This is a genomic window from Burkholderia pyrrocinia (genome assembly GCF_022809715.1).
Taxonomy (GTDB): domain Bacteria; phylum Pseudomonadota; class Gammaproteobacteria; order Burkholderiales; family Burkholderiaceae; genus Burkholderia; species Burkholderia pyrrocinia_C.
Map to the genome: position 1 here is coordinate 644,035 of NZ_CP094459.1, position 25,265 is coordinate 669,299.

22 protein-coding genes and 1 pseudogene are annotated in these 25,265 nt (G+C 67.0%); 20 read left to right on the top strand and 3 right to left on the bottom strand.

Annotation, left to right across the window (positions count from 1 at the left end):
* The first annotated feature begins 33 nt into the window (after positions 1 to 33).
* The 9 genes from MRS60_RS03010 to MRS60_RS03050 all read left to right on the top strand — a co-directional run bounded on the left by MRS60_RS03010 (position 34) and on the right by MRS60_RS03050 (position 9,374).
* Complete coding sequence (locus MRS60_RS03010; protein ID WP_105389853.1) at positions 34 to 846, top strand: outer membrane protein assembly factor BamE; 813 nt, start codon at positions 34 to 36, stop codon at positions 844 to 846.
* Between the two features lie 64 nt (positions 847 to 910).
* Positions 911 to 1,708 carry a 4-hydroxy-tetrahydrodipicolinate reductase gene (gene dapB, locus MRS60_RS03015; RefSeq protein WP_175750238.1) on the top strand — a complete coding sequence of 266 codons (798 nt, stop codon included), beginning with the start codon at positions 911 to 913 and terminating at the stop codon, positions 1,706 to 1,708.
* 20 nt (positions 1,709 to 1,728) lie between these two features.
* Positions 1,729 to 2,397, top strand: coding sequence for a MotA/TolQ/ExbB proton channel family protein (locus MRS60_RS03020; RefSeq protein WP_243565197.1), 669 nt, complete (start codon positions 1,729 to 1,731; stop codon positions 2,395 to 2,397).
* A gap of 24 nt (positions 2,398 to 2,421) precedes the next feature.
* Positions 2,422 to 2,883 carry an ExbD/TolR family protein gene (locus MRS60_RS03025; protein WP_034182715.1) on the top strand — a complete coding sequence of 154 codons (462 nt, stop codon included), beginning with the start codon at positions 2,422 to 2,424 and terminating at the stop codon, positions 2,881 to 2,883.
* A gap of 298 nt (positions 2,884 to 3,181) precedes the next feature.
* On the top strand, positions 3,182 to 5,776 hold the full coding sequence (gene leuS, locus MRS60_RS03030) for a leucine--tRNA ligase (protein ID WP_034182716.1): 2,595 nt from the start codon (positions 3,182 to 3,184) through the stop codon (positions 5,774 to 5,776).
* Between the two features lie 38 nt (positions 5,777 to 5,814).
* Entirely contained in the window at positions 5,815 to 6,366 is a 552-nt protein-coding gene (gene lptE, locus MRS60_RS03035) for an LPS assembly lipoprotein LptE (RefSeq protein WP_034182717.1), read from the top strand.
* An 18-nt stretch (positions 6,367 to 6,384) separates the two neighbouring features.
* On the top strand, positions 6,385 to 7,479 hold the full coding sequence (holA, locus tag MRS60_RS03040) for a DNA polymerase III subunit delta (protein WP_217588293.1): 1,095 nt from the start codon (positions 6,385 to 6,387) through the stop codon (positions 7,477 to 7,479).
* Positions 7,480 to 7,662: 183 nt separating this feature from the next.
* Positions 7,663 to 8,934, top strand: coding sequence for a glutamate-5-semialdehyde dehydrogenase (locus MRS60_RS03045; protein WP_034182719.1), 1,272 nt, complete (start codon positions 7,663 to 7,665; stop codon positions 8,932 to 8,934).
* Between the two features lie 17 nt (positions 8,935 to 8,951).
* Complete coding sequence (locus MRS60_RS03050) at positions 8,952 to 9,374, top strand: CopD family protein (protein ID WP_105389850.1); 423 nt, start codon at positions 8,952 to 8,954, stop codon at positions 9,372 to 9,374.
* 97 nt (positions 9,375 to 9,471) lie between these two features.
* Here MRS60_RS03050 and MRS60_RS03055 read toward each other — a convergent pair whose 3' ends face one another.
* Positions 9,472 to 10,320, bottom strand: coding sequence for a MurR/RpiR family transcriptional regulator (locus MRS60_RS03055; RefSeq protein WP_027783542.1), 849 nt, complete (start codon positions 10,318 to 10,320; stop codon positions 9,472 to 9,474).
* 293 nt (positions 10,321 to 10,613) lie between these two features.
* Between MRS60_RS03055 and edd the strand changes: the two genes are divergently transcribed.
* From edd to MRS60_RS03075, 4 genes and pseudogenes are all read left to right on the top strand, one after another.
* A complete protein-coding gene (gene edd, locus MRS60_RS03060) occupies positions 10,614 to 12,470 on the top strand; it encodes a phosphogluconate dehydratase (RefSeq protein ID WP_105389849.1) in 1,857 nt (618 codons plus the stop codon).
* Between the two features lie 19 nt (positions 12,471 to 12,489).
* Positions 12,490 to 13,116: a bifunctional 4-hydroxy-2-oxoglutarate aldolase/2-dehydro-3-deoxy-phosphogluconate aldolase gene (eda, locus tag MRS60_RS03065; protein ID WP_034182721.1), complete on the top strand. Its 627-nt coding sequence runs from the start codon at positions 12,490 to 12,492 to the stop codon at positions 13,114 to 13,116.
* Positions 13,117 to 13,336: 220 nt separating this feature from the next.
* A pseudogene (locus MRS60_RS03070) lies at positions 13,337 to 14,697 on the top strand (GntP family permease).
* Positions 14,698 to 14,710: 13 nt separating this feature from the next.
* A complete protein-coding gene (locus MRS60_RS03075) occupies positions 14,711 to 15,214 on the top strand; it encodes a gluconokinase (RefSeq protein ID WP_034182723.1) in 504 nt (167 codons plus the stop codon).
* 73 nt (positions 15,215 to 15,287) lie between these two features.
* Here MRS60_RS03075 and MRS60_RS03080 read toward each other — a convergent pair whose 3' ends face one another.
* Positions 15,288 to 15,935 (bottom strand): TetR/AcrR family transcriptional regulator, encoded by a 648-nt coding sequence (locus tag MRS60_RS03080; RefSeq protein ID WP_243565198.1) that lies wholly within the window; start codon positions 15,933 to 15,935, stop codon positions 15,288 to 15,290.
* A 276-nt stretch (positions 15,936 to 16,211) separates the two neighbouring features.
* Here MRS60_RS03080 and MRS60_RS03085 point away from each other — a divergent pair, with 276 nt between their 5' ends.
* Positions 16,212 to 17,633 (top strand): NAD(P)/FAD-dependent oxidoreductase, encoded by a 1,422-nt coding sequence (locus MRS60_RS03085; protein ID WP_243565199.1) that lies wholly within the window; start codon positions 16,212 to 16,214, stop codon positions 17,631 to 17,633.
* A gap of 69 nt (positions 17,634 to 17,702) precedes the next feature.
* Here the strand turns inward: MRS60_RS03085 and purB are convergent, their stop codons facing one another.
* Positions 17,703 to 19,091: an adenylosuccinate lyase gene (gene purB / locus MRS60_RS03090; RefSeq protein ID WP_034182726.1), complete on the bottom strand. Its 1,389-nt coding sequence runs from the start codon at positions 19,089 to 19,091 to the stop codon at positions 17,703 to 17,705.
* Positions 19,092 to 19,333: 242 nt separating this feature from the next.
* Here purB and MRS60_RS03095 point away from each other — a divergent pair, with 242 nt between their 5' ends.
* From MRS60_RS03095 to MRS60_RS03120, 6 genes are all read left to right on the top strand, one after another.
* On the top strand, positions 19,334 to 20,287 hold the full coding sequence (locus tag MRS60_RS03095) for a LysR substrate-binding domain-containing protein (protein ID WP_034182727.1): 954 nt from the start codon (positions 19,334 to 19,336) through the stop codon (positions 20,285 to 20,287).
* Positions 20,288 to 20,571: 284 nt separating this feature from the next.
* The gene (locus MRS60_RS03100) at positions 20,572 to 21,858 is read left to right on the top strand and encodes a Glu/Leu/Phe/Val family dehydrogenase (RefSeq protein ID WP_034182728.1); all 1,287 of its coding nucleotides are present in this window, start codon (positions 20,572 to 20,574) and stop codon (positions 21,856 to 21,858) included.
* Between the two features lie 229 nt (positions 21,859 to 22,087).
* Positions 22,088 to 22,981, top strand: a complete 894-nt coding sequence (locus tag MRS60_RS03105) for a glutamate/aspartate ABC transporter substrate-binding protein (protein WP_047901132.1) — start codon at positions 22,088 to 22,090, stop codon at positions 22,979 to 22,981.
* An 84-nt stretch (positions 22,982 to 23,065) separates the two neighbouring features.
* Positions 23,066 to 23,806 (top strand): amino acid ABC transporter permease, encoded by a 741-nt coding sequence (locus MRS60_RS03110; protein WP_034182729.1) that lies wholly within the window; start codon positions 23,066 to 23,068, stop codon positions 23,804 to 23,806.
* Complete coding sequence (gene gltK / locus MRS60_RS03115; protein ID WP_034182730.1) at positions 23,806 to 24,483, top strand: glutamate/aspartate ABC transporter permease GltK; 678 nt, start codon at positions 23,806 to 23,808, stop codon at positions 24,481 to 24,483. Before MRS60_RS03110 ends, gltK begins: the two co-directional genes overlap by 1 nt.
* Positions 24,480 to 25,205 (top strand): amino acid ABC transporter ATP-binding protein, encoded by a 726-nt coding sequence (locus MRS60_RS03120; protein ID WP_034182731.1) that lies wholly within the window; start codon positions 24,480 to 24,482, stop codon positions 25,203 to 25,205. Before gltK ends, MRS60_RS03120 begins: the two co-directional genes overlap by 4 nt.
* The last annotated feature ends 60 nt before the right edge of the window (positions 25,206 to 25,265 follow it).

A 25,265-nucleotide genomic window follows, 5' to 3' on the forward strand; every position in this document is an offset into this window, starting at 1 on the left:
CCAGAAACGCTTTCGCACTTTCAGAGGAGTCGCATGCGGAGTGCCATCATCGCTGCCGCCGCCGTTGCGGCGCTGGCTGGTTGTTCGTCGTACGACAGCGTGACGCAGCGCATCGCGCAGAGCATCACGCCCTATCGGATCACCGTCGTGCAGGGCAACTTCGTGTCGCAGGAGAAGGCCGCACAACTGCAGGTCGGCATGACGCGCGAGCAGGTGCGCGCATTGCTCGGCACGCCGCTGCTGGCGGACATGTTCCACGCCGACCGCTGGGATTACCTCTTCTACTTCAAGCGCGGCTCGACGTCGATCGTCCAGCAGCGCGATCTCGTCGTGACCTTCTCGGGCGATCGCCTCGCGGGCTGGACCGGCGCCGAGAACCTGCCGTCCGAGCTCGACCTGCTGGCCGATATCGACGGCGATCGCGGCGGCAAGAAGGCGAAGGCGGCCGCGGCGGCGAAGGCCGCTTCAGAGGCGGCTGCCGCGCGCGCTGCACAAGCGGCGAGCGCGTCGGAGGCTGTCGCCAGCCCGTCCGCCGTGCCGGCGTCCGGCGCGGTGGTCGACCAGGATGCGAACGCGCAGGCCGCCCGCGCGGCGAACCGCGCGACCAACCAGGTGTCGGGTCAGGGCTCGAACGCGCGCCGCTTCACGCCGTCCACGCAGGCTGCCGGCGGTGCGCCGGTGCCGGGCGGCCAGCCGCCGGGCGCGGTGCCGGCGATCCAGCCGCAGTTCCAGTTCCATCGTCCGCCGCAGCCGAACGCGTCGAGCGAGGCGTCGCCGCCGGTCGGCCCGCAAGGCTCGGACACGCTGCAGAACCAGCCGATCACCGCGCCGGCCCAGTCGCAGTAAGCGGCCGGCGTGCGGAAACGGGCGGCTCGCGCCGCCCGCCTTTAGACCTGTCGTGTAGAAAGCCATGAAGATTGCGATTGCCGGCGCATCGGGCCGAATGGGCCGGATGCTGATCGAAGCCGTTCTCAACGATCCCGACGCACAGCTCGTCGGCGCGCTCGACCGCGCCGATTCGCCGTTCCTCGGCCAGGACGCCGGCGCGTTCCTCGGCAAGGAAACCGGGATCAAGCTGACCGACGACCTCGACGCCGTGTTCGTGCAGGCCGACTACCTGATCGATTTCACGCGCCCGGAAGGTACGATCGCACACGTCGAGGCCGCGCTGCGCCACGACGTGAAGCTCGTGATCGGCACGACCGGCTTCACCGCCGAGCAGAAGGCCGAGCTGCAGGCCGCCGCGGGCAAGATCGGCATCGTGTTCGCGGCGAACATGAGCGTCGGCGTGAACGTCACGCTGAAGCTGCTCGAATTCGCGGCCAAGCATTTCTCGCACGGCTACGACATCGAGATCATCGAGGCGCACCACCGCCACAAGGTCGATGCGCCGTCGGGCACCGCGCTGATGATGGGCGAAGCCGTCGCCGGCGCGCTCGGGCGCTCGCTCGACGATTGCGCGGTGTACGGCCGCCACGGCGTGACGGGCGAACGCGATCCGTCGTCGATCGGCTTTGCCGCGGTGCGCGGCGGCGACATCGTCGGCGATCACACCGTGCTGTTCGCCGGGATCGGCGAGCGCATCGAGATCACGCACAAGTCGTCGAGCCGCGTGTCGTATGCGCAGGGCGCGCTGCGCGCGGTCCGCTTCCTGTCGGCGCGCGGCGCCGGCCTGTTCGACATGCAGGACGTGCTCGGCCTGCGCTGACACCCAACGGGGAAACTCCGATGGCGATTCCCACCGGCGTTGTCCACTACCTCGAAAGCGGCGATGCGATCACGCACGCCGTTGCCTATGTGCTGCTGGCGATGTCCGTCGCCAGCTGGTGCTTCCTCTTCATGAAAGCCTGGCTGCTGTTCCGCGCGAAGCGGCAGGGGCCGCGCGCGCTCGCCGCGTTCTGGCGTGCGCCGTCGCTCGACGCGGGCATCGCCGCGCTCGCCGGCGCCGATCGCGAGCGCGTATTCGCGCCGCTCGCCGAAGCCGCGCGCGACGCGGCCGACGATCACGATCCGGCCACGCTGGCCGCACGCGTCGAGCGCAGTGAGCGCGTGCTGCGCGCGTTGCGCCACTCGATGCTGCGCTCGCAGCGGCGTCTCGAATTCGGCCAGGTGCTGCTCGCGTCGATCGGCAGCACCGCGCCGTTCGTCGGGCTGCTCGGCACCGTGTGGGGCATCTACCACGCGCTCGGCAGCATTGCCGCGAGCGGGCAGGCGCAGATCGAGAACGTCGCGGGGCCGGTCGGCGAGGCGCTGATCATGACCGCGTTCGGGCTTGTCGTCGCGATTCCGGCCGTGCTGGCCTACAACATCCTCGGGCGGCTCGTGCGGCAGCTCGCCGAGGAGCTCGACGGCTTCGCGCGCGACCTGCATGTGTTCGTGTGCGCGCAGGAATCCTGACGCGCCCATCCGGGAGGAGCAACCATGGCATTCGGCGGACTCGAGCACCACAAGACCTCCGCGCCGATGGCGGAGATCAACATGACGCCGCTGATCGACGTGATGCTCGTGCTGCTCGTCATCTTCATCATTACCGCGCCGCTGATGACGCATGCGATCCGGCTCGACCTGCCGAAGGTCGCGGCCAGCGTCGCGCGCGACACGCCGCAATCCGTCACGCTGTCGATCGACGACGCGGGCAAGCTGTACTGGGACGACGCGCCGGTTGCGCTTGACGCGCTGCCCGCGCGCTTCCGGGCCGCCGCCGCGGGCGGCGCGCCGCCCGAGCTGCGGCTGCGTGCGTCGCGCGCGACGCGCTACGACGTGATCGCGCAGGTGATGGGCGCCGCGCAGGCCGCGGGCCTCGTGCGGATCGGCTTCGTGACCGACGTGCCGCCGCAGGCGGGCGGTTCCGTCGTGCCGTCTGCGGTGCCGGCGAACCGCTGAGCGGATCTTCCGGCCGGTCCGCGCCCGCCGCGGGATCGGCCGACCGCCGCGAGACCGGCCGAATGGGCCGGCGCGGGCGGTATAATCATCGTTTTTCCCGGTTGGCAGGCTTTTTCAGGTAACCCGGAATTTTCCAGGCTACCCGGGCATGCTGCGGGTTACCCGGAAAATACCCGGAAACCGTGAACAGGTCCGGCAACAGCGAACCTGCAGGTCCGCCGGGCAAGCACGACTTTCGATCCACTCCAGCGCGCGAGCTGTCGCTGCGCGCCGCTTAAAGCCTAGTCCGAACCACACCATGCACGAGAGATACGTACCCGCCGACGTCGAAGCCGCCGCCCAGGGCGACTGGCGCGCAGCCGATGCCTACAAGACGAAGGAAGATTCGCAGAAGCCGAAGTTCTACTGCGTGTCGATGCTGCCGTACCCGTCCGGCAAGCTGCACATGGGTCACGTGCGCAACTACACGATCAACGACGTGATGTACCGCTATCTGCGGATGAACGGCTACAACACGCTGATGCCGATGGGCTGGGATGCGTTCGGGATGCCGGCCGAGAACGCCGCGATGGCGAACGGCGTGCCGCCCGCGAAGTGGACCTACGACAACATCGACTACATGAAGGGCCAGATGCAGTCGATGGGCCTCGCGATCGACTGGTCGCGCGAGATCGCGACGTGCAAGCCCGACTACTACAAGTGGAACCAGTGGCTGTTCCTGAAGATGCTCGAGAAGGGCATCGCGTACAAGAAGACGGGCACCGTGAACTGGGACCCGGTCGACCAGACCGTGCTCGCGAACGAGCAGGTGATCGACGGCCGCGGCTGGCGTTCGGGTGCGCTCGTCGAGAAACGCGAGATCCCGATGTACTACCTGCGGATCACGCAGTACGCGGATGAGCTGCTGAACGATCTCGACGGCCTCGGCTGGCCCGAGCGCGTGAAGATCATGCAGCAGAACTGGATCGGCAAGAGCTTCGGCGTGAACTTCGGCTTCCCGTACGAACTCGACGGCGAGAAGAAGCTGCTGCGCGTGTTCACGACGCGCGCCGACACGATCATGGGCGTCACGTTCTGCGCGGTCGCGGCGGAGCATCCGCTCGCCACGCGCCTCGCACAGGACAAGCCCGAGCTGCTGGCGTTCATCGACGAATGCAAGCGCGGCGGCGTCGCCGAGGCCGACGTCGCGACGATGGAGAAGAAGGGCGTCGCGACGGGCTTCTCGGTCACGCATCCGCTGACGGGCGAGCCCGTCGAGGTGTGGATCGGCAACTACGTGCTGATGAGCTATGGCGAAGGCGCGGTGATGGGCGTGCCCGCGCACGACGAGCGCGACTTCGCGTTCGCGAAGAAATACGACCTGCCGATCAAGCAGGTGATCGCGGCCGAAGGCCAGACGTACTCGCTCGACGCGTGGCAGGAGTGGTACGGCGACAAGGAAGTCGCGGCCTGCGTGAACAGCGGCAAGTACGACGGCCTCGCTTACGGCGCGGCGGTCGACGCGATCGCGGCCGACCTGAAGGCCGGCGGCTTCGGCGACAAGCAGGTCACGTGGCGCCTGCGCGACTGGGGCGTATCGCGCCAGCGCTACTGGGGCACGCCGATCCCGATCATCCACTGCCCGTCGTGCGGCGACGTGCCGGTGCCGGAGAAGGATCTGCCCGTCGTGCTGCCGGAAGACCTCGTGCCGGACGGCTCGGGCAACCCGCTCGCGAAGTCGGAAGCGTTCCTGAACTGCACGTGCCCGAAGTGCGGCGCGGCCGCGAAGCGCGAAACCGACACGATGGATACCTTCGTCGATTCGTCGTGGTACTTCTCGCGCTACACGGCGCCGGACGCCGAGACGATGGTCGACGCGCGCACCGACTACTGGATGCCGATGGATCAATACATCGGCGGCATTGAGCACGCGATCCTGCACCTGCTGTATTCGCGCTTCTGGACCAAGGTGATGCGCGACCTCGGCCTCGTGAAGTTCGGCGAGCCGGCGAAGAACCTGCTCACGCAGGGGATGGTGCTGAACGAGACGTTCTACCGCGAAGACGCATCGGGCAAGAAGACCTGGTACAACCCGGCCGACGTGACGGTCACGCACGACGACAAGGGCCGCCCGGTCGGCGCGACGCTGAACACGGACGGCCAGCCGGTCGTGCTCGGCGGCATCGAGAAGATGTCGAAGTCGAAGAACAACGGCGTCGATCCGCAGGTGCTGATCGACCTGTACGGCGCCGATACCGCGCGCCTGTTCACGATGTTCGCCGCACCGCCCGAGCAGCAGCTCGAGTGGTCGGGCGCCGGCGTCGAGGGTGCGAGCCGCTTCCTGCGCCGCGTGTGGAGCTTCGGTTACGCAAACCGCGAAGCGCTCGCCGCGCGCGCGGGCTTCGACGCGGCCGCGCTCGGCGAAGCCGACAAGGCGCTGCGCCGCGAGATCTACAGCGTGCTGAAGCAGGCCGATTTCGACTACCAGCGCCTGCAGTACAACACGGTCGTATCGGCCGCGATGAAGATGCTGAACGCGGTCGACGGCGCGAAGGGCGCGACGCCCGGCGTGCTGCGCGAAACGTACGGCGTGCTGCTGCGCGTGCTGTACCCGGTCGTGCCGCACGTCACGTTCGAGCTGTGGAAGGCGCTCGGCTACGCGGACGAATTCGGCCCGCTGCTCGACGCACCGTGGCCGAAGGTCGACGAGGCCGCGCTCGAGCAGGCCGAGATCGAACTCGTGCTGCAGGTGAACGGCAAGGTGCGCGGCGCGCTGAAGGTCGCGAAGGACGCAAGCCGCGAGGCGATCGAAGCCGCGGCGGTGGCCGACGACGCATTCGCGAAGTTCAGCGACGGCAAGCCGGCGAAGAAGATCGTCGTCGTGCCGGGCCGCCTCGTGAACATCGTCGTCTGACGGCCGCCGGCCGTCGGACGTACCCAGAAGGAGCGAAGGTGATCCGCAGATCGTTTTTGATGCTCGTCGGCAGCGCGGTCGCGCTGTCGGCATGCGGCTTCCAGTTGCGGGGCCAGCAGGACTATGCGTTCAAGCACCTGCTGGTGGCCGGCGCGCCGGCGCCCGTCGAGGCGCGGCTGACGCGCCTCGTCGAGGCCGGCAGCGACACGAAGATCGTCAAGTCGGCGGACGACGCCGACGCCGTGCTGCGCATGTGGGAGTCGCGTGGCCAGAACACGCTGACGCTCAACAAGTACGGTTCGGCGCAGGAATACGCGCTGTTCTATACGCTGAACTACACGCTGACGAGCAAGGACGGCACCGTGCTGATCCCGCCGAGCGCGATCGCGCTGAACCGCGCGATGACGTACAGCGACCAGTACACGAACGCGAAGGCGCAGGAAGCCGACATCCTGTACGGCGACATGCAGAACGATGCGGTCGACCAGTTGATGCGGCGTCTCGCGATCGTCCACTCGCTGACGCCGGCGCCGGAGGACGTGGTGCCGGGCGTCGCGCCGCGCGCGCCGCTGCCGCCGCCGCCGCTCTGATCGACGGCGCACGCACCGATGCAATTGCGACTTGATGCGCTGGAGCCGCACCTCGCGAAGGGGTTGGCCGGGCTCTATACCGTCTACGGCGACGAGCCGCTGCTCGCGCAGGAAGCATGCGACCGCATTCGTGCGGCCGCGCGCGCGGCCGGCTTCACCGAGCGTTCGGTGCATACGGTCGAGCGCGGCTTCGACTGGAGCGTGCTGCTCGGCGCGACCCAGGCGATGTCGCTGTTCGGCGAGCGCCAGCTGATCGAGCTGCGCATTCCGTCGGGCAAGCCCGGCAAGGAAGGCGCCGACGCGCTGAAGACGCTCGCGGCCACCGCCAATCCCGATGCGCTGTTGCTCGTCACGCTGCCGCGTCTCGATGCGGCCACGCAGAAATCCGCGTGGTTTACCGCGCTGCAGAACGGCGGCGTCGCGCTGAAGATCGATCCGGTCGACCGCGCGCAGCTGCCGAACTGGATCGGCCAGCGTCTGTCGATGCAGGGCCAGCGCGTCGCGGCCGGCGACGACGGGCGGCGCGCGCTGCAGTTCATCGCGGAGCGCGTCGAGGGCAACCTGCTCGCCGCGCACCAGGAAATCCAGAAGCTCGGGCTGCTGTATCCGCAGGGCGCGCTGTCGTTCGAGCAGGTGCACGATGCGGTGCTGAACGTCGCGCGCTACGACGTGTTCAAGCTGAACGAAGCGATGCTCGCCGGCGACGCCGCGCGGCTCGCGCGGATGATCGACGGGCTGAAGGGCGAGGGTGAGGCGATCGTGCTCGTGATGTGGGCCGTCGTCGAGGAACTGCGCACGCTGCTGCGGATCAAGCGCGGCGCGACGGCCGGCAAGCCGCTGGCGACGCTGCTGCGCGAGAACCGCGTGTGGGGTCCGCGCGAACGGCTGATCGGCCCCGCGCTGAACCGCGTGTCGGAACCCGTGCTCGAGAAGGCGCTCGCGTTCGCCGCGCAGCTCGACCGGCAGGTCAAGGGGCTCACGGCCGTCGTGCCGGGCCGCCGCACGCAGGACCAACCGCCGCCCGATCCGTGGGACGGGCTGTTCCAGCTCGCGATGACGGTTGCGGGCGCACGCGGCGAGCGACCGCCGACCGCGGGTCGCGTGCGGCGTTAAGCCCCGTTCGGGCCTTCAGCGCGCGCTGCACAACCCGCTTACAATGCTTCGAAAGCCGGGGCGGCCATCCGCGGCGCGGCCTTTCGGCCGCCGCACCATACGGATGGCCCACCCGCGGATAGCCGCCCCTCGCTTCCCCACGAATTCATGCCGCCCAACGCGGCTTGCTTCTCGAGTCACACGATGGATATCGATCAGTACATGACCGACCTGGGCCGTCGCGCCCGGCACGCTTCCCGCGCGATGGCGCGCGCCAGCACGGCCGCGAAGAACGCGGCGCTCGACGCCGTGGCCCGCGCGATCGAACGCGACGCGCAGGCGCTGAAGGACGCGAATGCACGCGACGTCGCCCGCGCCCGTGAAAAGGGGCTCGATGCGGCGTTCGTCGACCGCCTGACGCTGTCCGACAAGGCGCTGACGACGATGGTCGAAGGCCTGCGCCAGGTTGCGTCGCTGGCCGATCCGATCGGCGAGATCGGCAACCTCAAGTACCGCCCGAGCGGGATCCAGGTCGGCCAGATGCGCGTGCCGCTCGGCGTGATCGGCATCATCTACGAGTCGCGCCCGAACGTGACGATCGACGCGGCCGCGCTGTGCCTGAAGTCGGGCAACGCGACGATCCTGCGCGGCGGTTCCGAAGCGCTCGAGTCGAACACGGCGCTCGCGAAGCTGATCGGCGAAGGGCTCGCGGCGGCCGGCCTGCCGCAGGACGCGGTGCAGGTCGTCGCGACGGCCGATCGCGCGGCGGTCGGCAAGCTGATCACGATGACCGAATACGTCGACGTGATCGTGCCGCGCGGCGGCAAGAGCCTGATCGAGCGCCTGATCAACGAGGCACGCGTGCCGATGATCAAGCACCTCGACGGCATCTGCCACGTGTACGTCGACGATCGCGCCGACCTCGACAAGGCACTGACCGTCTGCGACAACGCGAAGACGCACCGCTACGGCACCTGCAACACGATGGAGACCTTGCTCGTCGCGAGCGGCATCGCGGCGAAGCTGCTGCCGCCGCTCGGCAGGCTGTACCGCGACAAGCAGGTCGAGCTGCGCGTCGACGCGGCCGCGCGCGCGGTGCTCGCCGACGCGGGCGTCGGCCCGCTCGTCGATGCGACCGAGGAAGACTGGCATACCGAATATCTCGCGCCGGTGCTCGCGATCAAGGTCGTCGACGGCCTCGACGCCGCGATCGAGCACATCAACCAATACGGCTCGCATCACACCGATGCGATCGTCACCGAGGATCACGACCGCGCGATGCGTTTCCTGCGCGAGGTCGATTCGGCGAGCGTGATGGTCAACGCGTCGACGCGCTTCGCGGACGGCTTCGAATTCGGCCTCGGCGCGGAAATCGGCATCTCGAACGACAAGCTGCACGCACGCGGCCCCGTCGGCCTGGAAGGGCTGACGTCGCTGAAGTACGTCGTGCTCGGGCACGGCGAAGGCCGCCAGTAAAGCGAGGCGCACAACCGATGGCAATGCTCTGGGTCAAGACGTTCCATATCGTTCTGATCGCCGCGTGGTTCGCGGGGCTGTTCTACCTGCCGCGCATCTACGTGAACCTGGCCATGGAAACCGATCCGGCCGCCGTGCGACGCCTGCTGCTGATGGCGCGCAAGCTGTTCCGCTTCATGACGATGATCGCGGTGCCGGCGCTGGCCTGCGGGCTGTGGCTCTGGCTCGCGATCGGCATCGGCCAGGGGCAGGGCTGGATCCATGCGAAGGTGACGGTCGTGCTGCTGCTCGTCGTCTATCACGCGTATTGCGGGCACCTGCTGCGGGTGTTCGAGCGCGGCGAGAACCGCCGCACCGACAAGTGGTACCGCGTGTTCAACGAGCTGCCGGTGCTCGGCATGCTCGCGGCGGTCGCGCTGGTCGTGATCAAGCCGTTCTGAGCGGTGCGGCCGGCGAGGCTGCCGGCACCGATTCATGCGCAACGGCGCCCTTCGGGGCGCCGTTGTTCGTTTACGCACGGGTTCCGTGTGATTCTGTTCAATCCTTCGTGCCGTCGTCGATCCGCCGGCGCGTGATCGCTTCCTTCGCACGGCCGACCCGTTCCATCAGCGCGGGGCCGCGCGACAGCGCGACGCCGACCGCGAGGATGTCGCCGATCGCGAGATGCGACATCCGCGACGTCATCGGCGAGAACACGTCGGTTTCCTCGGCGACGTTCGACGCGAGGCTCACCGTCGCGAGCTTCGCGAGCGGCGAATGGCTCTGCGTGATCGCGACGACTTTCGCGCCGCACGCGAGCGCGGAGCGCGCGGCGTCGACGATGTCGCGCGTGCGGCCGGTGTTCGAGATCGCGACGACGACGTCGTGCGGCCCGAGCAGCGCCGACGACATCGAGAACGTGTGCGGATCCGAATACGCGACGCTCGGCACGCCGAGCCGGAAGAACTTGTGCTGGATGTCCTGCGCGGCGATGCCCGAGCCGCCGGCGCCGTAGAACTCGATGCGCGACGCGTTCGACAGCAGCGCGATCGCATCGGCGACGCTGCCCGCGGACAGGCTGTTGCGCACCTCGATCAGCGCGCCGATCGTGCGGTCGAACACCTTGCCGATGATGCCGGGCGCCGGTTCGTCGGGCTCGACGTCGCGATACACCGACGACACGCCCGGCGCGACGCTCTGCGCGAGCCGGATCTTGAATTCGCGAAAGCCGCTGCAGCCGAGTGCCTGGCAGAAGCGCGCGATCGTCGGCTGGCTGACGCCCGCGCGCGTCGACAGCTCGGTCATCGCGAGATCGAGCACCTCGCGCGGTGCGGCGAGGATGTAGTCGGCGAGCTTGCGCTCGGACGGGCGCAGTTCGGCGCGGATCGCTTCAATGCGAGGCAGCATGGGGCAGTGGCTGGAAATCGGGTTCGGATGAGCGAGTGTATCGCAATCGAATTGTAGAAAATCTACAAGAAAATACTAGCGTTATTGCAGTGCCTCCGGTGCGATGGCGATGAGGGTAATTAGGGTTTTCACTAGGTAAAGCCTTGCTGGTGGCGGGAATGAGGGTTGCGCGCGAATCGATCTGCATTGCATGCTTGTAGTTTTTCTACTAGACTGGCTTCGTTCGGTCGATGCATTCGACCGTCCCCACGATTCCAACCGCCGGTGTCGGCCGGCATACAGGAGCGCCCAGCATGACGTCGCTGCACCCCACTCTGGCGAAGGTCACCGAACGCGTGATCGCCCGCAGCCAATCGACCCGTTCCGCCTATCTGCACCGCATCGACGGCGCGCAGGGCAAGTTCCCGGCGCGCGGCGCGCTGTCCTGCGCGAACCTCGCGCACGGCTTCGCGGGCCTCGAGGGCAGCGACAAATTCGCGATCAAGACGATTCGCGAGCCGAACATCGGCATCGTGTCCTCGTACAACGAGATGCTGTCCGCGCATGCGCCGTACAAGGATTTCCCCGACATCATCAAGGCCGCCGCGCGCGAGAACGGCGGGGTCGCGCAGTTCGCGGGCGGCGTGCCGGCGATGTGCGACGGCGTCACGCAGGGCAACCCGGGGATGGAGCTGTCGCTGTTCTCGCGCGAGGCGATCGCGATGGGCACGGCGATCGCGCTCACGCACAACATGTTCGACGCGGCGCTCTGCCTCGGCATCTGCGACAAGATCGTGCCGGGCCTCCTGATCGGCGCGCTGCAGTTCGGCCACCTGCCGACCATCTTCGTGCCGGCCGGCCCGATGACGAGCGGCCTGTCGAACGACGACAAGGCGAAGATCCGCCAGCAGTTCGCGACCGGCCAGGTCGGCCGCGACGCGCTGCTCGAAGCCGAATCGGCCGCGTATCACGGCCACGGCACCTGCACGTTCTACGGCACCGCGAACAGCAACCAGATGCTGATGGAGCTGATGGGCCTGCATCTGCCGGGTTCGGCGTTCGTCCATCCGCACACGCCGCTGCGCACCGCGCTGACGGCCGAGGCCGCGCGCCGCGTGCTCGACCTGACCGTCGAGCGCGGCCACTACACGCCGATCGGCCATGTGATCGACGAGAAGGCGATCGTCAACGGGATCGTCGCGCTGCTCGCGACGGGCGGCTCGACCAACCACACGCTGCACCTCGTCGCGATCGCGCGCGCGGCCGGCATCCTGATCGACTGGAACGATTTCGACGAACTGTCGGCCGTCGTGCCGCTGCTCGCGAAGATCTACCCGAACGGCAAGGCCGACGTGAACCACTTCCACGCGGCGGGCGGCGTCGCGTTCCTGGTGCGCAACCTGCTCGAAGGCGGGCTGCTGCACGAGGACGTGACGACAGTTGCCGGCAAGGGGCTGTCGCACTACACGAAGGAGCCGAAGCTGATCGACGGCAAGCTCACGTGGGTCGACGGCGCGGCCGAGAGCCACGACACGAAGGTGCTGCGCGGCATCCGCGATCCGTTCCAGCCGGACGGCGGCCTGCGCCTGATGCAGGGCCGGCTCGGCCGCGGCGTGATCAAGATTTCGGCGGTCGCGCCCGAGCACCGCAAGGTGACGGCACCCGCGATCGTGTTCGATTCGCAGGAGGCCGTGCAGGAAGCGTTCGATCGCGGCGAGCTGAAGCGCGATTTCGTCGCGGTCGTGCGCTTCCAGGGCGCGCGCGCGAACGGGATGCCCGAGCTGCACCGTTTGACGCCGCTGCTCGGCGTGCTGCAGGATCAGGGCTTCCACGTCGCGCTCGTCACCGACGGCCGCATGTCGGGCGCGTCGGGCAAGGTGCCGGCGGTGATCCACGTGTCGCCGGAAGCGCTGCTGGCCGGTCCGCTCGGCAAGGTGAAGACGGGCGACACGCTCGTGATCGACGCGGAAGCCGGCGTGCTCGACATCGAGGTCGACGACGCCGAGTGGCAGTCGCGCCCGGTCGCGCAGCCGCAGCACCAGGCCGAGAACGAAGTCGGTTTCGGGCGCGAACTGTTCGGCGTGTTCCGCGCGGCCGCGGCGCCGGCCGAGCAGGGCGCATCGGTTTTCGGGACGCTGGTCGGCGAAACGGCCGTCCGCGTCGACGCATGAATTTCAAGGAGCGAATTTGATGAAGACGATTGCTGAAATCGTGAAGCTGGGCCCGGTCATTCCGGTGCTCGCATTCGACTCGGTCGAGCAGGGCGAGCACGTGTCGCGCGCGTTGCACGCGGGCGGCGTGAAGGTGCTCGAGATCACGCTGCGCACGCCGGCCGGCCTGGAGGCGATCCAGCGCGCGAGCCAGCTCGCGGACGACATCGTCGTCGGCGTCGGCACGATCACGAAGCCCGAGCACTGCGCGCAGGCGAAGAAGGCCGGCGCGAAGTTCGGCGTGTCGCCGGGCCTGACGAAGGACCTGCACCTCGCGTCGCTCGACGCGGGCCTGCCGCTGCTGCCGGGTGTGATGACGCCGAGCGACATCATCCAGGCGCTCGAATTCGGCTACGAGATCGTGAAGTTCTTCCCCGCGCAGCAGGCGGGCGGCGTGCCGATGCTGCAGGCGTTCCACGGCCCGTTCCCGGCGCTGAAGTTCTGCCCGACGGGCGGCATCACGGTCGACACCGCGCCGAATTTCCTGAAGCTGCCGAACGTCGTGTGCGTCGGCGGCTCGTGGCTCACGCCGAAGGCGGCGCTCGCCGCGCAGGACTGGGCCGAAGTCACGCGCCTCGCGCAAGCTGCGAGCCAGCTGCCCCGTTAAGACTTGTACGGAATGACGGTTTGACCCTCGGAAGACAAGCGCTTAGTGCTTGTTTTACCGAGGGTTTTTGCTGATGGAACCGGTTCTATCCGCGAACCGTAAAGATAAGTAAAATTCAGCGTCCTGACGGTGGGAGTCTCCCCGCTGTTTCGGAGACCTGCATAGCCGGGCATACTCGCAACGATCCGCCCGGTTCGAATAATCCCAAGGAGGAGTCCACATGGGGGCTGTCCAAGGCAGCATGCTGCTCATCTATACCGTGATCGCGATCGTGGCGTTGATCGTGATGATCGCGCGGTTCAAGATCTATCCGTTCCTGGTGCTCATCATCGTGTCGCTCGGCCTCGGCCTGGTGGTCGGGATGCCGATGGACAAGATCGTCAAGTCGTTCGAGACGGGCAACGGCAATACGCTCGGCCACATCGCGATCGTCGTCGGCCTCGGCACGATGCTCGGCAAGATGATGGCCGAATCGGGCGGCGCCGAACGGATCGCGACCACGCTGATCGACTGGTTCGGTGAAAAGAACATCCACTGGGCGATGATGTTCGTCGCGATCATCGTCGGCCTGCCGGTGTTCTTCGAAGTCGGCTTCGTGCTGCTGATCCCGATCGCGTTCAACGTCGCGAAGCGCACCGGCAAGTCGCTGCTCGTCGTCGGCCTGCCGATGGTGGCCGGCCTGTCGGTCGTGCACGGGCTGATCCGCCGCACCCGGCCGCGCTGCTCGCGGTCCAGCAGTACGGCGCCGATATCGGCAAGACGATCGCATTCGGCCTGATCGTCGGCGTGCCGACCGCGATCGTCGCGGGCCCGCTGTTCGCGCTGACGATCTCGAAGTTCGTGAAGCTGCCGGAGAACAACCCGCTCGCCGCGCAATTCGTCGACACGCACACCGAAGGCAAGAAGCGCGAACTGCCGGGCTTCGGCATCACGCTCTTCACGATCCTGCTGCCGGTGATCCTGATGCTGGTCGGCAGCTGGGCCGACCTGGTGTTCGCGCCGAAGACGCTGCCGAACAACCTGCTGCGCTTTGCCGGCAACTCGGACGTCGCGCTGCTGATCGCCGTGCTCGTGAGCTTCTTCACGTTCGGCAAGCTGCAGGGCTTCAACCGCGACCAGATCCAGAAGTTCTGCGGCGAGTGCCTGGCACCGATCGCCGGGATCACGCTGATCGTCGGCGCGGGCGGCGGCTTTGGCGGTATCCTGCGTGATAGCGGGATCTCGCAGCAGATCGTCGCAACCGCCACGCAGGCGCACCTGTCGCCGCTGCTGCTCGGCTGGTTCGTCGCCGCGCTGATTCGTCTGGCCACGGGCTCGGCAACGGTCGCGATGACGACGGCCTGCGGCATCGTCGCACCGATCGCGGCGGCATCGGGCGCGGCGGTCCGTCCGGAACTGCTGGTGCTCGCGACGGGCTCGGGCTCGCTGATCTTCTCGCACGTGAACGACGGCGGCTTCTGGCTGATCAAGGAATATTTCGGGATGACGGTCGGCCAGACGTTCAAGACCTGGACGCTGCTCGAAACGATCATCTCGGTGCTCGGCCTGAGCTTCACGCTGCTGCTGAGCATGGTTTTGTAACAAGGGGTAGTCAATGATTCTGATCGCAATGGGCGTGTCGGGCGCGGGCAAGTCGCGAATCGGCGAAATGCTGGCGGAACGCCTGTCGTGCAGCTATACCGACGGCGACGCGTTTCACAGCGCGGCGAACAAGGAAAAGATGCACAACGGCATTCCGCTCACCGACGACGACCGCTGGCCGTGGCTGCGCTCGATCCGCGAGGCCATCGAGGAAAAGCAGCGCGCGGGCGAGACGGCCGTGTTCACGTGCTCGTCGCTGAAGCGTTCGTACCGCGACGTGCTGCGCGGCACCGACACCGACGTGCGGTTCGTGTACCTGCAGGGTTCGTTCGACGTATTGCGCGAGCGCCTGAAAACCCGCACCGGCCATTTCTTCGATCCGTCGCTGCTGAAGAGCCAGCTCGACACGCTCGAGGAGCCGGGCCCGGACGAAGCGATCGTGGTCAGCATCGAGCTGACGCCCGAACAGATCGTCGATCAGGTGATGGTGAAGATCGGCCTCGCGCAGCAGCACTGAGCGCGATTCGCGGCAATCGTGATGAAAAAGGCGCCCTTCGGGGCGCCTTTTTCATTGGCGGCGCGCCAGCCGGTCAGGCCGCGTGCGCGCGCTTCGCGATGCCGTCGAGCAGCACGTCGAGCATCGTGTCGTGCACGATCTCCGGATCGAGCTGCGCATAGAGCGGGGCGGCCGACCTGACGAGCGGATGCTCGGTGTCCGACAGCGCGTTCATTTCCTCCAGCTCCACGTCGTTCGCGGGCCGCGTGAGACCGCCGGCCTCGGCGGCGGCAAGCCCGATCACGCTCGCATACCATCCGACGCACACCGACGGCAGCGCCGTGTGCGGGATGCCGGCGTCGACCAGCGCGCGGTGTACGGCCTCGATGTGCGCGAGATCGGCCGGCCCCGTGCTCATGTGACGCTGCAGCAGCGCGAACGCGGCCGGGTGGCGCAGCGCGAGCGCGCGGTACTGGCGCGCGAGATCGCGCAGCCGCTCGCGCCACGGCTGAGCATCGTCGACCGGCACGAGCGAGCGCGACAGCGCGTTCGCGATCGCGCGGTTCAGGCCGTCCTTCGACTTGAAGTGATACAGCACGCTCATCGGGTCGCAGCCGACCGACTGCGCGAGCTTGCGGACGCTGAACGCGGCTTCGCCGACGTCTTCGAGCAGCGCGAGCGCGGCCGCGACGATCGCGTCCTTGTCGAGGCCGCGCGGGCCCTGGGCGGGTTTGTCTTTCATCGATGCGGGCTGGCAGCCGGAGCGGGGCCGGTCGTAAACTTGACGAAAGCTTATTCTACACTGTAGAATTATTTCTGCGGTGTAGAAATTGGGTGTCCCGGCACTTTTCAATGCGTGCTTTCGCACGGTCCGGGACCCAGGCGGCACGAGCGTGTCCGCCGTCAACACGGGCCATCGCGCCCTTTATCTCGTTGACACCCAAGTGGAACCGGCTGCCCCACCCGCGAAGCCAGAACGGCTCATCGTCAGGCGGCCCAAGACCATGCAAGTGCAATCATGACTTCCAATCACCAACCCCTGATCCAGGGCGAATCGCGTTTCGAGCAAACGCAACTGAACATCGAGAAAGACAACTGGAACTGGTGCAACCCGGCCCGCTATGACGGCGAGCGCCCGGCCAACTGGTACGAGGCGTCGCTGTCGCGCCCCGCGAACAGTGCGCCGCTCGCGCACGACGCCGTGTGCGACGTGCTCGTGATCGGCGCGGGCCTGCTCGGCGCATCGGCCGCGCTGCATCTCGCGGAAGCGGGCGTCGACACGATCCTCGTCGACAAGCATCACGTCGGCTCGGCCGCATCGGGCCGCAACGGCGGCCAGTTGACGCCCGGCCTCGCGCGCTGGGAAGCGGCCGACATGATCGACCACCTGTCGCACGACGACGCGAAGCGGCTGTGGCGCTTCGCGTCGACCGAATCGATGGACCTGATCGATGCGATCGGCGCGCGTTACGCGCTCGATCTCGACCGCAAGCGCGGCCACGTCACGGCGGCGGTCCACCCCGGCCACATGAGCGCGCTGCTCGACGGCGCGGATGCGCGCCGCCATCTCGGCGACGCGGGCGTGACGCTCGTCGGCCGCCATCAACTGCACGACGAATACGTGCGCTCGGGGCTGTACCACGGCGCGGCGATCGACGCGATCGGCGGCCAGATCCATCCGCTCGCGCTGGTGCGCGGCCTCGTGCACGGCTTCCGGCTGAACGGCGGCGCGCTGTTCGAGGGCACCGAGGTGCTCGACCTCGACGAAACGCCGGCAGGCGTCGTCGCGACGACGCCGGGCGGCACGATCACCGCGCGCAAGGGCGTCGTGCTCGCGCTGCACAACACGACGTTCCGGCTGCTCGACGGCGGCAGCACGACGACCGTGCCGTTCTTCACGTACGTGAGCGTGACGGCGCCGCTCGACGTCGATGTCGCGACGCTGATGCCGGCCGGCATGCCCGTGTACGACACGCAGTTCCAGATCGACTACTACCGGCCGGTGCGCGGCAACCGGCTGCTGTTCGGCGGGCAGGGCACCGGGTCCTGCTGGGCACAACCCGACGTCAACGCGTATCTGCTGACGCGGTTGAACACGGTGTTTCCGCAGGCCGACGGCAGTTTCGCGCTCGACTACTGCTGGAGCGGCGTCAGCGACTTCACGCTGAACGGCGCCACCGACAGCCGCAAGACCGACGGCCGCGTGCCGATGTACATGGTGCAGGGCTGGAGCGGCCACGGCGTTGCGCAGACGGTGCGGATCGGCAAGGCGATCTGCGACGATTTCGTCGGCCGCAACGACGATTTCTCGATGCTGACCGGCATCGACCATCGCGAGATTCCGCTCGGCCGGCAGTTGTCGCCGATCGCGATCCCGGCCGCGAAGGCGGCGATGAGCGTGATGAGCGCGCTCAACCCGGGCCGGATGATTTCGTTCTGAGCGCCTGAAAGGAAAAAGCCCGATGCGATTGTTCGCATCGGGCTTTTGTTCGTCCTGCGACGGCGGTGCTTACGCGATCCGCTTCGCGAGTTCGACGGCCTTGCCGATGTACGACGCGGGCGTCATCGCGAGCAGGCGGTCCTTCGCGTCCTGCGGGATCGCGAGCGTGCCGACGAACTGCTGCAGCGCTTCGCGCGTGATGCCCTTGCCGCGCGTCAGCTCCTTCAACTGCTCGTACGGGTTCTCGATGCCGTAGCGGCGCATCACCGTCTGCACCGGCTCGGCGAGCACTTCCCAGCAGTTGTCGAGATCTTCGTTCAGGCGCTGCGGGTTCACTTCGAGCTTGTCGAGGCCGCGGATCAGCGAGTCGTATGCGAGCAGCGAGTAGCCGAGCGCGACGCCCATGTTGCGCAGCACCGTCGAGTCGGTCAGGTCGCGCTGCCAGCGCGACACCGGCAGCTTGTCGGCGAGGTGGCGCAGCGTCGCGTTCGCGAGGCCGAGGTTGCCTTCCGAGTTCTCGAAGTCGATCGGGTTGACCTTGTGCGGCATCGTCGACGAGCCGATCTCGCCGGCCTTCGTCTTCTGCTTGAAGTAACCGACCGAGATGTAGCCCCACACGTCGCGGTCGAGGTCGAGCAGGATCGTGTTCGCGCGCGCGACCGCGTCGAACAGCTCGGCCATGTAGTCGTGCGGCTCGATCTGGATCGTGTACGGGTTGAACGTGAGCTTCAGGCGGTTTTCGATCACGTCGCGCGAGAACGCTTCCCAGTCGAATTCCGGATACGCGGACAGGTGCGCGTTGAAGTTGCCGACCGCGCCGTTCATCTTGCCGAGGATCTCGACCTTCTCGATGCGTGCGATCGCACGGGTGAGACGCGCGGCGACGTTCGCGAGTTCCTTGCCGAGCGTCGTCGGGCTGGCCGGCTGGCCGTGCGTGCGCGACAGCATCGGCTGTTCGGCATGCGCGTGCGCGAGCGCGACGAGGCGCTGGTAGACCGTGCGCAGCGCCGGCACGATCACGTGCTCGCGCGCGCCGGCGAGCATCATCCCGTGCGACGTGTTGTTGATGTCCTCGGACGTGCACGCGAAGTGGATGAATTCGCTTGCCTTCTCGAGTTCGGCCTGGCCCTTCACCGATTCCTTCAGCCAGTATTCGACGGCCTTCACGTCGTGGTTCGTCACGCGCTCGATTTCCTTGATGCGCGCGGCGTCGTGCGCGGTGAAGCGCTCGGCGAGCTGCAGCAGGAACTGTTCGGATGCGTCGGAGAAGCGCGGGACTTCCGCGAAGCCGGCGCGCGACAGCGCGATCAGCCAGTGCACCTCGACGGTGACGCGGTGGCGCATGAAGGCGGCTTCGGAGAGCCAGTCGCGCAGCGCTTCGGTCTTGCTGGCGTAGCGGCCGTCGATGGGCGAGAGCGCGGTGAGGGCGAAAAGCGTATCGGGACGAGTGTCGGACATGATCGGGCGGGCCTTGGGGCCGGGTCGAGCGAGGGGAGGGAGAATCCGACATTTTACCATCGGCGCGCGACGATCCCGGCCGCGCGCAGCCGGCGGGCGCCGCAGCGTGCCGACGCCGCCCCGGAGCCGCCCCGGAGCCGGTGCGCAGCGGGCCGCCGGGCCGGGCGCGCCGCAGCCGGCCGGGCCCGCCCGCCGGTAGAATGCAGGCTTCTTCCCGACCGCCGCCCGCCGCGCCCGCCTGCATGGAACTGAAATGGCTCGAAGACTTCGTTTCGCTCGCGGAAACGCGCAGCTTTAGCCGGTCCGCCGAACTGCGGCACGTGTCGCAGCCGGCGTTTTCGCGGCGCATCCAGGCGCTCGAAGCGTGGCTCGCGACCGAACTGATCGACCGTTCGGTCTATCCGACGCGGCTCACGCAGGCCGGGCAGATCTTCTACGAGCAGGCGCTGACGATGCTGTCGCAGGCGCACGAGGCGCGCACGCTCCTGCGCGGCCACGTCGGCGCGCCGGTGCCGACGATCGAGTTCGCGGTGCCGCACACGCTGTCGCTCACCTATTTCCCGCGCTGGCTGCAGCGGATCGAGGCGAAGATGGGCCAGGTCCACACGCGGCTGCGCGCGCTGAACGTGCACGACGCCGTGCTGTCGCTGGTCGAGGGCGGCTGTGATCTCGTGATGGGCTACCACCACCCGAGCCACCCGGTCGCGCTCGATCCGGCGCGCTACGACATGCTGATCCTCGGCAGCGAGCCGATCAGCCCGTTCTCGGCGCCCGGCCGCGCGGGCCGGCCGCGCTATACGCTGCCCGGCACGGCCGACGCGCGCGTGCCGTACCTGTCGTATACGCCGAACGCGTATCTCGGCCGGATGACGGAAGTCATCATCGCGAACGCGCCGACGCGGCTGTTCCTCGATCGCGTCTACGAAACCGACATGGCCGAAGGGCTGAAGGCGATGGCGCTCGCGGGGCACGGCGTCGCGTTCCTGCCGCACAGCGCGGTCGAGGACTCGGTCGCGGGCGGCCGGCTGATCCGGCTCGACCGTGCGGCGCGCGGCGGCGCGCATCCGTTCACGCTGACAATGGAGATCCGGCTCTATTGCGACAAGCTCGCGCTGCAGGGCGACGATCCGCGGCAGAAGCTCGTGCGCGCGCTGTGGGAGGTCGTGCGCGACGAACTGCGCGAGACCGCCGGTTAGCAACTGGCTAGCCATCGGCGACTGCGCACGATCGACCGCGACCGGCTGACGGCGAGCTTGCCGCGCCTGTCGGACGGCTGTCCGGCGGCCGGCCCGCGCGCGGGCAACGCGATTGTTCGCGGACGCGATGCGCGGCCGATCGCGTGCGTTCTTGCGCAAATCGACCGCAGATTTGCGAAAAATCGCGATCATGCAAGAAACGCATAATCGAATAAGCAAACGGCATTGGATAAAAAAAACGGGTTTTTCGACAATGTGCGCACCTGTTGACCGTTGGAGCATCCATGTCTTCGCAATTGCAGTCCATCCCGTCCTACCTGCACGCCGACGATCTCGGCCCGTGGGGCAACTATCTTCAGCAAGTCGATCGCGTCGCGCCGTACCTCGGCTCGCTGTCGCGCTGGCTCGAAACGCTGAAGCGCCCGAAGCGCATCCTGATCGTCGATGTGCCCATCGAGCTCGACAACGGTACCGTCGCGCACTTCGAGGGCTATCGCGTGCAGCACAACGTGTCGCGCGGCCCGGGCAAGGGCGGCGTGCGCTACCACCAGGACGTGACGCTGTCGGAAGTGATGGCGCTGTCCGCATGGATGTCGGTGAAGAACGCGGCCGTGAACGTGCCGTACGGCGGTGCGAAGGGCGGCATCCGCGTCGACCCGCGCAAGCTGTCGCGCGGTGAGCTCGAGCGCGTGACGCGCCGCTACACCAGCGAAATCGGCATCATCATCGGCCCGAACACCGACATTCCGGCGCCGGACGTCAACACCAACGAACAGGTGATGGCGTGGATGATGGACACCTTCTCGATGAACCAGGGCCAGACGTCGACCGGCGTCGTGACCGGCAAGCCGATCGCGCTCGGCGGTTCGCTCGGCCGCAAGGAAGCGACGGGCCGCGGCGTGTTCGTCGTCGGCTGCGAAGCGGCGAAGAAGAAGGGCCTCGAGATCGAAGGCGCGCGCATCGCGGTGCAGGGCTTCGGCAACGTCGGCGGCATCGCGGCGAAGCTGTTCCAGGAAGCGGGCGCGAAGGTGATCGCGGTGCAGGATCACACCGGCACGATCTACCGGCCGGCCGGCCTCGATTCGAACAAGCTGCTCGACCACGTCGCACGCACGGGCGGCGTCGCGGGCTTCGAAGGCGCGGAGCCGATGCCGAACGACGAGTTCTGGACGGTCGAGACCGACATCCTGATCCCGGCGGCACTGGAAAACCAGATCACCGAGAAGAACGCGGCGAAGATCCGCACGAAGATCGTCGTCGAAGGCGCGAACGGCCCGACGACGACGGCGGCGGACGACATCCTGAGCGCGAACGGCGTGCTCGTGATCCCCGACGTGATCGCGAACGCGGGCGGCGTGACCGTGTCGTACTTCGAGTGGGTGCAGGATTTCTCGAGCTTCTTCTGGACGGAAGACGAGATCAACCACCGTCTCGAGCGCGTGATGCGCGAAGCGTTCGCCGGCGTGTGGGCGGTCGCGGAAGAGCACAAGGTGACGGTGCGTACGGCGGCGTTCATCGTTGCGTGCACGCGCATCCTGATGGCGCGCGAAATGCGCGGCCTCTACCCCTGATCATTGACTATGATCTAGCCATGACGCAATCCAACCGGTTGCGTGCATGAACCCTCGCGGGCGGTGCCGAATCCGGTGCCGCCCGCGCGCGCATTGGGGCGCGCAAAGGGTGCCCGGAGCCGGGAGGAGGGCGCCGGACAGCGCGATTCGTAGTTCGGTAAACAACCAGTACTTTCAAAAATATTACTTTGATACACTGGCGCGGGTTTTAGCCAAGGAGATGACCAAAATGAAATACCACAAGGCAGTCCTGATGGTCGCGGCGCTCTGCGCGTTCGCAAGCGGCGCGCATGCTCAGGAGACGGGCACGCTGAAGAAGATCAAGGACACGGGCGTAATCGCGCTGGGCCACCGCGAATCGTCGATCCCCTTCTCCTACTACGACCAGAGCCAGCAGGTCGTCGGCTATTCGCGCGAATTCCAGCTGAAGGTGGTCGACGCGGTGAAGAAGAAGCTGAACCTGCCGAACCTGCAGGTGAAGAACATCCCGGTCACGTCGCAGAACCGCATTCCGCTGGTGCAGAACGGCACGGTCGATATCGAGTGCGGCTCGACGACCAACAACACCGAGCGTCAGCAGCAAGCTGCGTTCTCCGACACGATCTTCGTGATCGGCACGCGCCTGATGACGAAGAAGGATTCGGGCGTCAAGGATTTCGCGGACCTGAAGGGCAAGACGGTCGTGACCACCGCCGGCACGACGTCGGAGCGCCTGCTGCGCAAGATGAACAACGACAAGCAGCTCGGCATGAACATCATCAGCGCGAAGGATCACGGCGACTCGTTCAACACGCTGGAATCGGGCCGCGCGGTCGCGTTCATGATGGATGACGCGCTGCTCGCGGGCGAGCGCGCGAAGGCGAAGCAGCCGGGCGAGTGGGTGATCGTCGGCACGCCGCAATCGGAAGAAGCGTACGGCTGCATGATGCGCAAGGGCGATGCTGACTTCAAGAAGGTCGTCGACGACGCGATCTCGCAAGTCGAGAAGTCGGGCGAAGCCGCGAAGATCTACGCGAAGTGGTTCGAGAACCCGATCCCGCCGAAGGGGCTGAACCTGAACTTCCCGCTGTCCGATTCGATGAAGAAGCTGTACGCGAACCCGAACGACAAGGCACTCGACTGACCGCACGGCCGTTGATGCAGAAATGACGCTAATGAGACGGAAGAGGCCACGCTTCTTCCGTTTCTTTTTGCTGGAGTCTTGCCCATGTCTTACCACTGGAACTGGGGCATCTTCCTGAGCCCCGTGTCGACCGGCGAGCCGACGACTTATTTCGGATGGCTGATGTCCGGCTTCCGGGTGACGATCGAAGTGTCGCTCGCCGCCTGGGTCATCGCGCTGATCGTCGGTTCGTTGTTCGGCGTGCTGCGCACGGTGCCGAACAAATGGCTGTCCGCGATCGGCACCGCGTACGTGTCGATCTTCCGGAACATTCCGCTGATCGTGCAGTTCTTCATCTGGTATCTCGTGATACCGGAACTGCTGCCCGCATCGATCGGCACCTGGATCAAGCAGTTGCCGCCGGGCACGCAGTTCTTTACCGCGTCGATCGTCTGTCTCGGCCTGTTCACGGGCGCGCGCGTGTGCGAACAGGTGCGCTCGGGGATCAACGCGCTGCCGAAGGGCCAGCGCGCCGCCGGCCTCGCGATGGGCTTCACGCAATGGCAGACGTACCGCTACGTGCTGCTGCCCGTTGCGTACCGGATCATCGTGCCGCCGCTCACGTCGGAATTCCTGAACATCTTCAAGAACTCCGCCGTCGCGTCGACGATCGGCCTGCTCGACCTGTCCGCGCAGGCGCGCCAGCTCGTCGACTACACCGCGCAGACCTATGAGTCGTTCATCGCGGTCACGCTCGCGTACGTGCTGATCAACCTCGTCGTGATGTCGCTCATGCGTTGGATCGAAGGCCGTACGCGGCTGCCCGGCTATATCGGAGGCAAGTGATGCATCAGTTCGACTGGAGTAGTATTCCCGGCGCGCTGCCGACGCTGTGGACGGGTGCGATCGTCACGCTGCAGATCACGCTGATCGCGATCGTCGTCGGGATCGTGTGGGGCACGCTGCTGGCACTGATGCGGCTGTCGGGCGTCAAGCCGCTCGCGTGGTTCGCGCAGGGCTACGTGACGGTGTTCCGCTCGATCCCGCTCGTGATGGTGCTGCTGTGGTTCTTCCTGATCGTGCCGCAGCTGCTGCAGGGCGTGCTCGGGTTGTCGCCGACGATCGACATCCGCCTCGCGTCGGCGATGGTCGCGTTCTCGCTGTTCGAAGCCGCGTATTATTCCGAGATCATCCGTGCCGGCATCCAGTCGGTGCCGCGCGGGCAGGTGAACGCCGCGTTCGCGCTCGGCATGAACTACGCGCAGGCGATGCGCCTCGTGATCCTGCCGCAGGCGTTCCGCGCGATGGTGCCGCTGCTGCTCACGCAGGCGATCGTCCTGTTCCAGGATACGTCGCTCGTGTACGTGATCAGTCTCGCGGACTTCTTCCGCACGGCCGCCAACGTCGGCGATCGCGACGGCACGACCGTCGAGATGGTCCTGTTCGCCGGCGCATGCTATTTCGTGATTTGCTCGTTGGCGTCTGTTCTCGTCAAGAGTCTCCAGAAAAAGGTCACACGATGATTTCCATCAAGAACGTTTCCAAGTGGTACGGCCAGTTTCAGGTTCTTACCGACTGCACGACCGAGGTCAAGAAAGGCGAAGTGGTCGTCGTGTGCGGCCCGTCGGGCTCCGGCAAGTCGACGCTGATCAAGACCGTCAACGGCCTCGAGCCGTTCCAGCAGGGCGAGATCCTCGTGAACGGCCAGTCGGTCGGCGACAAGAAGACGAACCTGTCGAAGCTGCGCTCGAAGGTCGGGATGGTGTTCCAGCATTTCGAGCTGTTCCCGCACCTGTCGATCACCGAGAACCTGACGCTCGCGCAGATCAAGGTGCTCGGCCGCGGCAAGGACGAAGCGGCCGACAAGGGCATGAAGCTGCTCGATCGCGTCGGCCTGAAGGCGCATGCGCACAAGTATCCGGGCCAGCTGTCGGGCGGCCAGCAGCAGCGTGTCGCGATCGCGCGCGCGCTGTCGATGGACCCGATCGCGATGCTGTTCGACGAACCGACGTCCGCGCTCGATCCGGAGATGATCAACGAAGTGCTCGACGTGATGGTCGAACTCGCGCAGGAAGGGATGACGATGATGGTCGTCACGCACGAGATGGGCTTCGCGAAGAAGGTCGCGCATCGCGTGATCTTCATGGACAAGGGCGCGATCGTCGAGGACGACCGCAAGGACGATTTCTTCTCGAATCCGAAATCGGAGCGCGCGAAGGACTTCCTCGCGAAGATCCTGCACTGAGCGTTCGCGCACTGCGTGCGTTTCGCGCGCGCCAATGCGAAACCGCCCGGCCGAGCGCCG

Bases quoted from the DNA above. Each gene is read 5' to 3' on its own strand.
- edd (WP_105389849.1), top strand. From the start codon at position 10,614: ATGACGTCGCTGCACCCCACTCTGGCGAAGGTCACCGAACGCGTGATC.
- leuS (WP_034182716.1), top strand. From the start codon at position 3,182: ATGCACGAGAGATACGTACCCGCCGACGTCGAAGCCGCCGCCCAGGGC.
- MRS60_RS03075 (WP_034182723.1), top strand. From the start codon at position 14,711: ATGATTCTGATCGCAATGGGCGTGTCGGGCGCGGGCAAGTCGCGAATC.
- MRS60_RS03120 (WP_034182731.1), top strand. From the start codon at position 24,480: ATGATTTCCATCAAGAACGTTTCCAAGTGGTACGGCCAGTTTCAGGTT.
- holA (WP_217588293.1), top strand. From the start codon at position 6,385: ATGCAATTGCGACTTGATGCGCTGGAGCCGCACCTCGCGAAGGGGTTG.
- gltK (WP_034182730.1), top strand. From the start codon at position 23,806: ATGCATCAGTTCGACTGGAGTAGTATTCCCGGCGCGCTGCCGACGCTG.
- MRS60_RS03080 (WP_243565198.1), bottom strand. From the start codon at position 15,935: ATGAAAGACAAACCCGCCCAGGGCCCGCGCGGCCTCGACAAGGACGCG.
- MRS60_RS03050 (WP_105389850.1), top strand. From the start codon at position 8,952: ATGGCAATGCTCTGGGTCAAGACGTTCCATATCGTTCTGATCGCCGCG.
- MRS60_RS03010 (WP_105389853.1), top strand. From the start codon at position 34: ATGCGGAGTGCCATCATCGCTGCCGCCGCCGTTGCGGCGCTGGCTGGT.
- MRS60_RS03045 (WP_034182719.1), top strand. From the start codon at position 7,663: ATGGATATCGATCAGTACATGACCGACCTGGGCCGTCGCGCCCGGCAC.
- MRS60_RS03085 (WP_243565199.1), top strand. From the start codon at position 16,212: ATGACTTCCAATCACCAACCCCTGATCCAGGGCGAATCGCGTTTCGAG.
- MRS60_RS03055 (WP_027783542.1), bottom strand. From the start codon at position 10,320: ATGCTGCCTCGCATTGAAGCGATCCGCGCCGAACTGCGCCCGTCCGAG.
- MRS60_RS03105 (WP_047901132.1), top strand. From the start codon at position 22,088: ATGAAATACCACAAGGCAGTCCTGATGGTCGCGGCGCTCTGCGCGTTC.
- MRS60_RS03100 (WP_034182728.1), top strand. From the start codon at position 20,572: ATGTCTTCGCAATTGCAGTCCATCCCGTCCTACCTGCACGCCGACGAT.
- purB (WP_034182726.1), bottom strand. From the start codon at position 19,091: ATGTCCGACACTCGTCCCGATACGCTTTTCGCCCTCACCGCGCTCTCG.
- MRS60_RS03020 (WP_243565197.1), top strand. From the start codon at position 1,729: ATGGCGATTCCCACCGGCGTTGTCCACTACCTCGAAAGCGGCGATGCG.
- MRS60_RS03095 (WP_034182727.1), top strand. From the start codon at position 19,334: ATGGAACTGAAATGGCTCGAAGACTTCGTTTCGCTCGCGGAAACGCGC.
- MRS60_RS03110 (WP_034182729.1), top strand. From the start codon at position 23,066: ATGTCTTACCACTGGAACTGGGGCATCTTCCTGAGCCCCGTGTCGACC.
- eda (WP_034182721.1), top strand. From the start codon at position 12,490: ATGAAGACGATTGCTGAAATCGTGAAGCTGGGCCCGGTCATTCCGGTG.
- dapB (WP_175750238.1), top strand. From the start codon at position 911: ATGAAGATTGCGATTGCCGGCGCATCGGGCCGAATGGGCCGGATGCTG.
- MRS60_RS03025 (WP_034182715.1), top strand. From the start codon at position 2,422: ATGGCATTCGGCGGACTCGAGCACCACAAGACCTCCGCGCCGATGGCG.